The sequence below is a fragment of the Halorubrum sp. CBA1125 genome, assembly GCF_009742825.1.
Taxonomy (GTDB): Archaea; Halobacteriota; Halobacteria; order Halobacteriales; family Haloferacaceae; genus Halorubrum.
The window spans coordinates 1-11,555 of the sequence record NZ_WPCE01000089.1 but is presented as its reverse complement, the minus strand read 5'-3'; the positions used below and the strand labels follow the sequence as shown (position 1 = coordinate 11,555).

Genomic DNA, 11,555 nt, shown 5'->3' with positions numbered 1-11,555 from the left:
CGACCGGCTTCGGGGGCTTGCGGAGCCCGACAACGAAGACCGGCCGGCCGCCGGCAGCCGCGAGGGCGACGCCGTCGACCGTCACGCGGTCGTCGCGGTCGGCCGGCTCGAACAGCCGAGGGACGAGGACGTCGCCGAGCCCGTCGTCGACGAAGCGGGCGACCTCGTCGCGGGTGAGCGGCACGAGATCGTAGGCGTCGTCGAGCGGCGGGCGCGAGCCCGCGCGGTCGGTCCCGGCGCGTCCGGGTCGAGCGGCCGCCAGTCCACACAGCAGCCGGCACACCCCTCACAGCGGAGCTCCATCGGTTCGTCCGTGAGAACGATTCGCGCACGTAAAACGGAATCGGCCGGAAACGGACGAATTGGGGGACCGCCGGAAACAGACCGATCGCCGGGATCGGTTGGCACCGTCTCAGCGCCGTATCAGCGTCGATCCGAGGCCGAAACCGGGATTAGCTGACGCCTTCGGAGATCCGTACCGACCCGTTGATGATCTCGACGACGATCGTCTGGTTCGGGTCGTCGGAGACGCGGACCGTCGCCGTCTCCCGCTCCGTGTCGTCGACGACGGCGGTGACGGTGTACTCGCCGGACTGCAGGAGGTTCACCGAGCTGCCCGACTGGGCGGGGAGCAGGTGGTACTCCGCGTGGTGGCATCGGTCGCCGTCCCGACGGATCGTCAGTCGGACGTCGTGGTCGGTTCGAGGGTCGTGGTTGCGGACGTGGAGGTCTTCGCTCTCGAGTCGCCAGCGGGTGCTGGCGTCGGTCGTCGACGCGGCCTGGAGGAGGTCGGACGGGGATAGCCGGACCATACCCCCACTTCCGACCGAGCGGATATGGGAGTCCCGGAGAGTCAAACGCGCGTTTGAGAGAGCGGTCGGCGGCGAAGGCACTCCCGTCGGCCAGAAGTCCGATGACCTTAGAGCTCGCCTTTGGTGCTCGGCGTGTCGCTGCGTCGCTCGTCGATCCGTGTCGCGTCGTCGAGGGCGCGCGCGAGCGCCTTGAACAGCGCCTCGACCTCGTGGTGGGCGTTGTCCCCGCTCTCGACCGCCGCGTGGAGGGTGAGGCCCGCGTTGTGCGCGAGCGAGAGCGCGAAGTGGTCGGCCATGACGCTCGTGAACTCCCCGACCGACGCCTGGGAGAACCCGCCCGAGAACTCGTAGTAGGGGCGGCCGGCCACGTCGACGACGACGCTCGCGACCGCCTCGTCGAGCGGGACCCGCCGGTCGGCGTACCGTCGAATCCCACGCTTGTCGCGGAGCGCCTCGTCGAACGCCTCGCCGAGGCAGATCGCCACATCCTCGACCGTGTGGTGGTCGTCGATCTCGGTGTCGCCGTCGCAGGTGACGGTCAGGTCGAACAGCCCGTGCTTGGCGAACGTCTCCAGCATGTGGTCGTAAAAGCCGATCCCGGTGTCGACGTCGCTGTCGCCGTCGCCGTCGATCGCGAGGGTGAGGTCGATCGTCGTCTCGCTCGTCTCCCGCGAGACGGCCGCCGCGCGCTCGTGGTCGCTCATACCGGCCCGTCGCGGCGGATTGTTAAGGGGATTGCGGGTGGGAGGCCGGCGCGCCCCGGCCGGCGGTGGATATTTGCGTCGGCCGGGAGTTCCCACGCACGGCATGGACGCTTCCGACCCGTCTGACGCGCCGGACGCTGCCGAGACCGACCCGTCCGGCACCGCCGCGGCCGACGGAGCCGACGTCTCCATGGAATCGGCCGGCGTCGAGGTCCCGGACGCGCTCGCCGATGTCGTCGACGCCGACACGGGCGAGGGAGAGCTCGAACGGACGATCGGGCTCGTCGGCGGACTCGCGATCGGCGTGGGGACGATGATCGGCGCGGGGATATTCGTGTTCCCGGGGCTGGCCGCCGAGAACGCCGGCCCCGCGGCGGCGCTCTCGTTCGCGATCGGCGCCGTGGTCGCCCTGCTCGTCGCGCTACCGGCCTCGGAACTCGCCACCGCGATGCCCCGCAGCGGCGGCGGGTACTTTTTTTATCTCGCGCGGGCTCGGCACCGCTCCCGGCGCGATCGTCGGGATCGGGCTCTGGCTCGGCCTCGTGTTCGCGTCCGCGTTCTATCTCGTCGGGCTGGGCAGCTACGCGGGGCAGGTGTTTCTCGAGGCGGGGATCGCGCTCCCGATCGACCCCGCAGTGCCGCTCGGCGTCGCGTTCGGCGTCGGGCTCACCGCGCTCAGCCTGTTCGGGACCGAGAACACGGCCGCGCTACAGAACGGGATCGTGATCGTCCTCCTGGTCATCCTCACGCTGTTTTTGAGCTACGGCTCGCTCGACGCGCTCGGCGTGTTCGGCTCCGAGCGCGTGCCGGAGCGGTTCTTCCCGCCCGGCGGCCTGCTCCCCGTGCTCCAGACGGCGGCGCTGGTTTTCACCTCGTACCTCGGCTTCGCGCAGGTCGCGACGGTCGCCGGCGACATCAAGGAGCCGTCGCGGAACCTCCCGCTCGCGATGGTCGGCTCCGTGCTCCTCGTCGGCGTCTTCTACGTCGTCACCATCTTCGTCGCGACGAGCGCGTTCGGGAGCAGCAGACTCGGCGAGTTCGGCGAGACGGCGATGGTCGAAGTCGCCCGCGCGTTCGTCGGCTTGCCCGGCGCCCTCGTGATCGTGTTCGCCGGGCTGCTCGCGACGTTCTCCAGCGCGAACGCCTCGATCCTGAGCGCGTCGCGGGCGGTGTACGCCGTGAGCCGGGACGACCTCATTCCGGCGGCCGCGAGCCGGATCAATCTCAGATACGGCACGCCGCACGTGGCGCTCGGCCTCGCCGGCGGTCCGATCGTCGTGCTCACGGCGACCGGACAGGTGGAGTTGCTCGCGGAGGTCGCCTCCTTCCTCCACCTCGTGATGTACGGGCTGATCTGCGTCGCGCTGATCCAGCTCCGTCGCGAATCGCCGGAGTGGTACACGCCGTCGTTCCGGTGCCCGGCGGGCTTCGCCGTCGCCGGCGTCGGCGCGGCCGCGAGCTTCGCGCTCATCGCGTTCATGCGGCCGGCGTCGATCGGCGTCGGCGCCGTCGTGATGGGCGCCGCGTACGGCTGGTACCGCTACTCCGCCGCCGGCGTCGAACTCAAGGGGGCCTTCTGACCATGACCGACCACGACTCGTCCACCGACCGGGAGGAACCGACCCACACGACCGACGCGGCACACGAGGGCGCGGCGCCCGAGCGCCCGACCGTGCTCGTGCCGATGGCAGTGCTCGACGGGGAGTCGCTGCCGGAGGGGGTCGCGGCGCTGCTCGCGAACGCGCGCGTGGTCCTGCTCGGCTACCACGTGATCCCCGAACAGACCGCCGCCGAGCAGGCCCGCGAGCAGTTCGGCGAGCGCGCGATGGCGAAACTCGGGGAGATCGCGGCCGCGCTCGAGGCCGCCGGCGCCGACGTTGACACGCGGCTCGTGTTCACCCACGAGCGGCAGGCGACGATCGACCGGATGATCTACGAGGAAGGGTGTCTCGCGGTGCTCGTCGCCAACGGCACCGAGGGTCCCGAGTCGGTGCTCGTCGCGGTCCGCGGGGCGGTCGGACTCGACCGCATCGCCCGGCTCGTCGCGGGGCTGTTCGCGACCACGGACACGACGATCACCCTCTACCACTCGCTCGGCGAGGGGGGAGCCGGCGGCGGACGCCGAGTCGCTGCTGGCGGACGCGACGAACGCGCTCGTCGACCGTGGCGTGGACCGCGCCGCCGTCGCGACGCGGATCGAGGAGTCGACGGCGCCGATCGACGCGATCGCGGACCACGCGCGGGACCACGACGCGGTGGTGATGGGCGAGACGGACCCGTCGGTGACGACGTTCGTCTTCGGGATGCCCGCAGAGCAAGTCGCGGAGCGGTTCCTCGGGCCGGTCCTCGTCGTCCAGCGACCCCGGCCGACCGATGGCGACGGCGATGACTGAGCGGAAAACAGGAGGCGTTCGGGCCGACGCCCGCCTCAGACCTCGTCCGCGGCCGCCTGCGCCTCCCGCAGCGTGAACCGCCCCTCGTAGAGCGCGGTGCCGACGACGACCGCGGCCGCGCCGGCCCGCTTCAGCGCGACCACGTCCTCGACGCTCGCGACGCCGCCGGAGGCGACGACGGGAATGTCGACCGCGTCGACCACGCTCTCGACCGCCTCGCGGTCGATCCCCTCCAGCTGTCCCTCCACGTCGACGTTCGTGAAGAGGATCGCGCCGGCGCCCAGCTCCTCGTAGCGGGCGGCCGCCGCCGCGGGGTCGAGGCCGGTCCCCTCGGTCCACCCGGAGACGACGACCTCGCCGTCTTTCGCGTCGAGGCTGACGACGACGCTGTCCGGGTGCGTGCCGTCGATCTCGGCCACGATCTCGGGCGTCTCGACCGCCGCGGTACCGAGGATCACGCGGTCGAGTCCCGTCTCGAGGAGGTCGCGGGCGCCCTCGGCGGTGCGGATGCCGCCGCCGAGCTGGAGGCCGACGCGGTCGCCGCCGCTCGCCGCCGCGGCCTCGACGGCGTCCACGACTGCCTCGATGGCGTCGGCGTTGACGCGCTCGCCCTCGAAGGCGCCGTCGAGGTCGACGAGGTGGAGCGTGGACGCGCCGGCCTCGATCCACCGCTCGGCGGCCGCCACCGGGTCGCCGTACCGTTTCCCGGTGCCGCGCTCGCCGGCGACAAGCTGGACGACCTCGCCGTCCTGGACGTCGACCGCGGGGATCACCTCGAACTCGGGGAAGTGGCTCATGTCGCCACGGAGTCGCAGGCGGCGATTAAAACGGTCGGTTCCGGGCGGTCGGATCCGATCGAGGTCACGCTCGGGTCGGGATCACCATCGGGTCGGGATCACGTCACGGAGACGAGCAGCGCGGAGATCTCCTCCTCGAAGGTCGCCGGGTCGGTCGCGAGCGTCTCGGCGGCGTCGCTTCCCGCGATCTCCGTGATCGCCGTCTCCCCGTCCACCGGTCCGGGGAGCGCGTCGCCGATCACCGACGCGAGCGGCTCGGACGGGTACGCCCCGCCGGCCACGAGGACGTCCGTCCCGTCGTGCCAGACCCCGAGCTGTGCCTCGACCGAGGCGGACGCGTCGATCGACGAGGTCGACCCGTCGCGTCCCGTCACCGATCCGCTGATGGGGTACTCCCCTTCGAGCCGCCACGTGGTGGCCGTGTGATCGCCCGTCACCGTCGTGGTCCCCTCCTCGACGACCTCGACGTTCTCGATCCCGCCGTTCGAGAGCTGCGCGCGGAACGCGTCGACGGCGGCCGACTCCGCCCGACTCATCACGCGGTCCCGGGCGCCCCCGACGGGCAGCGTGTCGACCGCCGGCCGGATGTCGATCCGGGTCGCGAAGAAGACCACCGGCGACCCGCTCCCGTCGGTCACCTCGGCGAGCGCCTCGGCGACAGAGACGTACTCGTACAGCTGTGTCGCCGCCAGCGCGCGCACCGTCACGGGCCCGTACGCCTGTTCGAAGACCGTCTCTTCGGTCTCGTCGACCAGCCGCCACCCGTCTTCGATCCGGTCGCTCGTCACCGTGGGGGCCGGAACGGGGCCCGAACGGGTGCCGAGACAGCCGGCCGTGCCGACGACCCCTGCGGCCGCGACCCCGGCCAGCAGCCGCCGGCGCGTGGTGTCCGCCGCCGATCGCGTCGGTTCTCGCGTCATGGCCCGACACACGACGCGGCGGGGTAAATCGGTGTCGACGGCGGTATCATCCGCGATACCGCCCGGCAGAGACACGGATCCCTTATGTAATCACCGAGTGCAACAACCCAGTAATGAACGAGGAAACGGGAGACGGCCGACGAGAGGCGGACCCGGAGATCAAAGCGGACGCCGAAACGGGCGCGCGCCGCCACACCCGGCGGCGGTTCCTCGCGCTCGGCGGCGCGGCCGGCGCCGCCGCGCTCGCGGGCTGCACAGCGGAGCGGACCGGCGACGGCGGGGACGGGGGGACGGCGGATCGGGAAGCGACGGCGGGGACGAGGGGGACGAAAGCGACGGCGACGGGACCGCCGACGGCGACGACGGAACTGCCGACGACGACGAGGAGGACGACGGCGGCGAATCGACGCCGACGCTCACCGTCGCGACCTACGCCAGTTTCATCGACGCGCCCTCGGTGAGCCCGGGCGAGTGGCTCAAATCGGAGTTCGAGAGCCGGGTCGACGCCACGCTGGAGTGGGCCACGCCGGACAACGAGGTGAACTACTACATCGAGCGCGCGGCGGCCGGCGCCGGCATCGACGCCGACCTCTACGTCGGGCTCACCACGGAGGACCTGGTGCGAGTCGACGAGGCGCTCGACGACGACCTGTTCGCCGAGCGCGGCGACGTCGACGGCGTCGCGGACGTCCGCGAGGGGCTGCTGTTCGACCCGTTCGACCGCGCCGTCCCGTACGACACCGGCTACGTCAGCCTCGTGTACGACGGCACGGAGACGGAGGCACCGGCGACGTTCGAGGGGCTGCTCGACGACGAGCACGCGGGCCAGCTCATCGCGCAGAACCCCGGCGCCTCCTCGACGGGGCGCGCGTTCCTGCTCCACACCGTCCACCGGTTCGGCGATCCCGACGGGACGATCGAGGGCGGCGACGGCGATCCCGACTACGACTACCTGGACTACTGGGCGGACCTCCAGGAGAACGACGTGCGCGTGCTCGGCAGCTGGGACGACGCCTACGCGGCCTGGAGCGAGGGCGAGGCGCCGATGGTCGTCTCCTACTCGACGGACCAGGTATTCGCGAGCCAGGAGGGCGAGAACCTGGAGGAACACCAGATCCGCTTTTTGAACGACCAGGCGTACGCCAACCCCGAGGGGATGGCCGTCTTCGCCGACGCGGACGAGCCCGACCTCGCCCGCCGGTTCATGTCGTTCGTGCTCGAACCCGAGGTCCAAGGAGAGATCGCCCAGCGCAACGTCGCCTTCCCCGCCACCGACACCGCGACGCTCCCGGAGGACTACGCCGAGCTCGCGCAGGCGCCCGCCGATCCGGTGACGTTCACGTACGACGAGCTCCAAGGCTCCGTCGATGGGTGGGTCGAAGACTGGGAGCGACAGTACGCCGGGAACTGAGGACGGCGTGAGCGACGACGTCGACTCCGGTGGTCCGACCGCGGCCGTCGGGCAGCGGCTCGCCGCCCTCGCCGACCGCTTCGACGCGGACCTCCTCACGCTGCTCGCGGTCGCCACGAGCGCCGTGCTCGTCGTCGCCTTCTACTACCCGGTCGCCACGGTCCTGGTCGAGGCGGTCGTCGTGGACGGCGCGGTCACCCTCGCGGTCTTCGCGGAGATCCTGCGCGACCCCTTCTACGTCGGCGAGCTCGCCCGGCTGTTCGCGGGCGAGTCGCCCGTCGCGGTCGCCCGCGCGCTGCTCTCGCCGGACCGTCGGCTCGGGATCGTGGGGTTCACCGCCTACCAGGCCGCGCTGTCGACGGTCGCGAGCGTCGCGCTCGGTCTCCCCGCGGCGTACCTGCTCGCGCGCTTCGAGTTCCCGGGGCGGCGGACGCTGCGCTCGCTCACGATCGTCCCGTTCGTGCTCCCGTCGATCATGGTCGCGGTCGGCTTCGTCGCCACCTTCGGGGACCGTGGCACGCTGAACGCCGTTCTGGCTACCGTCGGGCTCCCGCCGGTCGACCTGCTCTTCACCCTGGAGGCGGTCGTGATCGCCCACGCCTTCTACAACGCGCCGCTCGTGGCGCGGGTGACGACCGCGGCGTGGGAGTCCGTCGACGCCAGCGCGGTCGAGACCGCACGGAGTCTCGGGGCCGGCCCGACCCGCGCCTTCTACGACGTGGTCGCGCCGCAGGTGTATCCCGCCGTACTGACGGGCGCGGCGCTCACCTTCGTGTTCACGTTCGGGACCTTCCCCATCGTCTTAGCGCTCGGCGGCTTCGAACTCGCGACGGTCGAGGTGTTCGTCTACCGGCTCGTCCGCGACCTGAGCTACGCCGAGGCCGCCGCGCTGGCGGTCATCGAGCTCGTCATCTCGCTCGCCGTTCTGCTGGCGTACCTCCGGTACGAGGCCCGGAGTTCGGTGCAGTCCCGGGGCGTCCGGCCGCTCCCGCGGCGCCCGCTGCACCCGCCCGCGCTGACGGCGCGGGAGGTCCTCCCCCGCGTCGGGCTCGCCGTCTATGCGGCGGTCGCCGCCCTGATCTTCCTCGCGCCCATCGCGTCGATGATCCTCGCGAGCGTCACGGGCGGCGACGGCGCGCTCACGCTGGAGCACTACCGCTTTCTCGCGCAGCGTCAGCGCACCGGCGCCGCGTTCCAGGTGCGGCCGTGGCCCGCGATCCGCAACTCGCTGGTCTTCGCGACGGCCGCGACGCTCGTCGCCCTGCCGATGGGGGTCGTCGTCGCCGTGTTGACGACCAGGAAGTACCGCGGCCGGAAGCTGGTCGACGCGGCCGCGATGGCACCGCTCGCGGTGTCGGGCATCATCGTCGGACTCGGACTACTCCGCGGGCTGGTCTTCGGCGTGGAGGTCGCGGGCTGGCGGATCGCGGCGACCGGCGCGGCCGCCATCGTGGTCGCGCACGCGGTCTCGGGGTACCCCGTCGTCGTCCGGACGGTCGCGCCCGGGCTGGAGGGGCTCGACCGCTCGCTCGTCGAGTCGGCGCGCGCGCTCGGCGCCTCCCGGGTCCGGGCGCTGCGCGACGTGGAACTCCCGCTGGTCTGGCCCGCCGTCGTCGCGGGCGCCGCGTTCGCGTTCGCCATCTCGATCGGGGAGTTCACCGCCACGGTCGTGCTCGCGACGGGCGCCGACGCGTACACTATGCCGGTCGCCATCGAACGTTTCATCGGGCGGCGGCTCGGACCGGCGACCGCCATGGGCGTCGTCCTGCTCGTCGTCACCGGCGTCAGCTTCGTCGTCATCGAGCGGCTCGGGGGTGAGTACCGTGGGCTCTGACAGAGACGCCGGTTCGGACGCCCCCAACGACGACCCCGTCGCCGTCGAGCTCGACGGCGTCACGAAGCGCTACGGCGAGGCGGACGCGGTCGCAGACGTGACCCTCCGGGTGCGCGAGGGGGAGTTCTTCACCCTCGTCGGTCCCTCGGGCTGCGGGAAGACGACGACGCTCCGGCTGATCGCGGGCTTCGAGGCGCCCACCGCGGGGGCGATACGGTTCGGCGGCGCGGACATCGCCGGCGTCCCGCCGGAGGACCGCGACGTGGGCGTCGTCTTCCAGAACTACGCGCTGTTCCCGCACATGACCGTCGGCGAGAACGTCGCGTACGGGCTCAACTTCGCGGATCCGCCCGAGGGCGTCACCCGCGACGAGCGGGTGGCAGAGCTCTTGGAGCTGGTCGACCTGCCCGACGTCGCCGACCGCGACCCGAGAGCCTCTCGGGGGGCAGCGCCCAGCGCGTCGGCGATGGCGAGGGCGCTCGCGCCGGGCCCCGACGTGCTGCTGCTCGACGAGCCGATGAGCGCGCTCGACGCGCGGCTCCGCGAGCGCCTCCGCGTGCAGGTCCGCGCGATCCAGTCCGAACTGGGGATCACCACCGTCTACGTCACCCACGACCAGGAGGAGGCGCTGGCGATCTCCGACCGCGTCGCCGTGCTGCGCGACGGGGTCGTCGAGCAGGTCGCCCCGCCGCGGACGGTGTACCGCGAACCGGCCACGCGGTTCGTCGCCGAGTTCGTCGGCGACAACAACGTCTTCGCCGGGCGGGTCGTGGAGACGGCCGGCCCGGGCGGCGACGAGACCACTGTTCCTGCCACCGCCATCGTCGCGGTCGACGGCGGTGGATCCGCTCGGCGAGGCGGAGCCGAGAGCGAGACCCTCCGCGTCGGCCTCGGGGGTGTCTCGGGTGCGGCCGGCGGAAACGCGGTGGCCGTCGGCGACCGCCTGACGTTCTGCGTCCGGCCGCAGCACCTGGTCGTCGGCGACGCGACGACGAACGCGATGCGAGCGACCGTCGAGAGCGCGGAGTTCCTCGGCGAGACGACGCGGGTGACCCTCGACTGGAAGGGGCGCGACCTCGTCGTTCGGACGCAGGATCCCCCGTCCGGCGAGGTCGTCGTCGGGTTCGACCCGACGGACGCGCACGTCGTCGACGCCAGTCGGTAGCGATTCGACGCCAGTCGGTCGCGGTCTCCGGCCGGTAGTGATTCCCGCCGAACCGGCGTGTCCCCTCGCCGGCGGTGGATCTGTGGTCTATATGACTATATAAACACCCGTGTTAGAGAACCACACGCTGGGTGGTACTCCCTCACTGTGCCGCGGTTTCGCACGACGCGAACGACGGGTTTATATAGAATCACAATCAATCAAAGGTTGATTATGTCCCAGCGACAGCGAATGGGTAACCAGCCGATGATCGTACTTTCCGAGGAGTCGCAGCGCACCTCCGGAAAGGACGCGCAGAACATGAACATCACCGCCGGGAAAGCGGTCGCGGAGTCCGTCCGCACCACGCTCGGTCCGAAAGGGATGGACAAGATGCTCGTCGACTCCGGCGGGTCCGTCGTCGTCACGAACGACGGCGTCACCATCCTGAAGGAGATGGATATCGACCACCCGGCGGCCAACATGATCGTCGAGGTGAGCGAGACCCAGGAGGAGGAGGTCGGTGACGGCACCACCTCCGCCGTCGTCGTCGCTGGTGAGCTCCTCGACCAGGCCGAGGAGCTCCTCGACCAGGACATCCACGCCACCACCCTCGCACAGGGGTACCGCCAGGCCGCCGAGAAGGCCAAGGAGATCCTCGACGAGGAGGCCATCGATGTCTCCTCGGACGACCGCGAGACGCTCGTCGAGATCGCCCAGACCGCGATGACGGGCAAGGGCGCCGAGAACTCCAAGGACCTGCTCGCCGAACTCGTCGTCGACGCCGTGCTCGCGGTCGCCGACGACGACGACATCGACACGGAGAACGTCTCCGTCGAGAAGGTCGTCGGCAGCTCGATCGACCAGTCCGAGCTCGTCGAGGGCGTCATCGTCGACAAGGAGCGCGTCGACGAGAACATGCCCTACGCCGTCGAGGACGCCGACGTCGCGCTGTTCGACGGCGCCATCGAGGTGAAAGAGACCGAGATCGACGCCGAGGTCAACGTCACCGACCCCGACCAGCTCCAGCAGTTCCTCGACCAGGAGGAATCGCAGCTGCGTGAGATGGTCGACCACCTCGTCGACATCGGCGCGGACGTCGTCTTCGTCGGCGACGGGATCGACGACATGGCCCAGCACTACCTCGCCCAGGAGGGCATCCTGGCGGTCCGCCGCGCGAAGTCCGACGACCTCAAGCGCCTCGCCCGCGCGACCGGCGGCCGCGTGGTCTCCAACCTCGAGGATATCGAGAGCGACGACCTCGGCTTCGCGGGCTCCGTCGCCCAGAAGGACATCGGCGGCGACGAGCGCATCTTCGTCGAGGACGTCGAAGAGGCCAAGTCCGTCACGCTCATCCTCCGCGGCGGCACCGAGCACGTCGTCGACGAGGTCGAGCGCGCGATCCAAGACTCGCTCGGCGTCGTCCGCACCACGCTGCTCGACGGGCAGGTCCTGCCCGGCGGCGGCGCGCCCGAAGCCGAGCTCGCCCTCCAGCTCCGCGACTTCGCCGACTCCGTCGGCGGCCGCGAGCAGCTCGCCG

8 protein-coding genes and 3 pseudogenes are annotated in these 11,555 nt (G+C 71.3%); 6 read left to right on the top strand and 5 right to left on the bottom strand.

Annotated features, from left to right (window positions below):
• The 3 genes and pseudogenes from GJ633_RS09485 to hisB form a co-directional block, all read right to left on the bottom strand.
• A pseudogene (locus GJ633_RS09485) lies at nucleotides 1-303 on the bottom strand (YkgJ family cysteine cluster protein); the annotation flags it as partial.
• A gap of 149 nt (nucleotides 304-452) precedes the next feature.
• Nucleotides 453-812 (bottom strand): hypothetical protein, encoded by a 360-nt coding sequence (locus tag GJ633_RS09480; RefSeq protein ID WP_156588623.1) that lies wholly within the window; start codon nucleotides 810-812, stop codon nucleotides 453-455.
• Between the two features lie 107 nt (nucleotides 813-919).
• Nucleotides 920-1,516: an imidazoleglycerol-phosphate dehydratase HisB gene (hisB, locus tag GJ633_RS09475; protein WP_156588622.1), complete on the bottom strand. Its 597-nt coding sequence runs from the start codon at nucleotides 1,514-1,516 to the stop codon at nucleotides 920-922.
• Between the two features lie 340 nt (nucleotides 1,517-1,856).
• Between hisB and GJ633_RS09470 the strand changes: the two are divergent.
• A pseudogene (locus tag GJ633_RS09470) lies at nucleotides 1,857-3,096 on the top strand (APC family permease); the annotation flags it as partial.
• 549 nt (nucleotides 3,097-3,645) lie between these two features.
• Entirely contained in the window at nucleotides 3,646-3,909 is a 264-nt protein-coding gene (locus GJ633_RS18365) for a hypothetical protein (protein ID WP_343160893.1), read from the top strand.
• A 35-nt stretch (nucleotides 3,910-3,944) separates the two neighbouring features.
• On the opposite strand, the gene hisA is transcribed toward GJ633_RS18365, so the two are convergent.
• Nucleotides 3,945-4,706 carry a 1-(5-phosphoribosyl)-5-[(5-phosphoribosylamino)methylideneamino]imidazole-4-carboxamide isomerase gene (hisA, locus tag GJ633_RS09460; protein WP_156588621.1) on the bottom strand — a complete coding sequence of 254 codons (762 nt, stop codon included), beginning with the start codon at nucleotides 4,704-4,706 and terminating at the stop codon, nucleotides 3,945-3,947.
• 98 nt (nucleotides 4,707-4,804) lie between these two features.
• Nucleotides 4,805-5,626, bottom strand: a complete 822-nt coding sequence (locus tag GJ633_RS09455) for a hypothetical protein (protein WP_156588620.1) — start codon at nucleotides 5,624-5,626, stop codon at nucleotides 4,805-4,807.
• A gap of 113 nt (nucleotides 5,627-5,739) precedes the next feature.
• Here GJ633_RS09455 and GJ633_RS09450 point away from each other — a divergent pair.
• The 4 genes and pseudogenes from GJ633_RS09450 to thsA all read left to right on the top strand — a co-directional run.
• Nucleotides 5,740-7,037, top strand: a pseudogene (locus GJ633_RS09450) (thiamine ABC transporter substrate binding subunit).
• Nucleotides 6,994-8,871: an iron ABC transporter permease gene (locus GJ633_RS09445; RefSeq protein WP_156588619.1), complete on the top strand. Its 1,878-nt coding sequence runs from the start codon at nucleotides 6,994-6,996 to the stop codon at nucleotides 8,869-8,871. The pseudogene GJ633_RS09450 and the gene GJ633_RS09445 overlap by 44 nt, the downstream one beginning before the upstream one ends.
• Nucleotides 8,861-10,036, top strand: coding sequence for an ABC transporter ATP-binding protein (locus GJ633_RS09440; RefSeq protein WP_321168999.1), 1,176 nt, complete (start codon nucleotides 8,861-8,863; stop codon nucleotides 10,034-10,036). The genes GJ633_RS09445 and GJ633_RS09440 overlap by 11 nt, the downstream gene beginning before the upstream one ends.
• Nucleotides 10,037-10,282: 246 nt before the next feature.
• Nucleotides 10,283-11,555, top strand: a 1,273-nt coding sequence (gene thsA / locus GJ633_RS09435; protein ID WP_197431310.1) for a thermosome subunit alpha, incomplete at its 3' end; no start/stop codon positions are given.

Bases quoted from the DNA above. Each gene is read 5' to 3' on its own strand.
- GJ633_RS09480 (WP_156588623.1), bottom strand. From the start codon at position 812: ATGGTCCGGCTATCCCCGTCCGACCTCCTCCAGGCCGCGTCGACGACC.
- hisB (WP_156588622.1), bottom strand. From the start codon at position 1,516: ATGAGCGACCACGAGCGCGCGGCGGCCGTCTCGCGGGAGACGAGCGAG.
- hisA (WP_156588621.1), bottom strand. From the start codon at position 4,706: ATGAGCCACTTCCCCGAGTTCGAGGTGATCCCCGCGGTCGACGTCCAG.
- GJ633_RS09455 (WP_156588620.1), bottom strand. From the start codon at position 5,626: ATGACGCGAGAACCGACGCGATCGGCGGCGGACACCACGCGCCGGCGG.
- GJ633_RS09445 (WP_156588619.1), top strand. From the start codon at position 6,994: ATGGGTGGGTCGAAGACTGGGAGCGACAGTACGCCGGGAACTGAGGAC.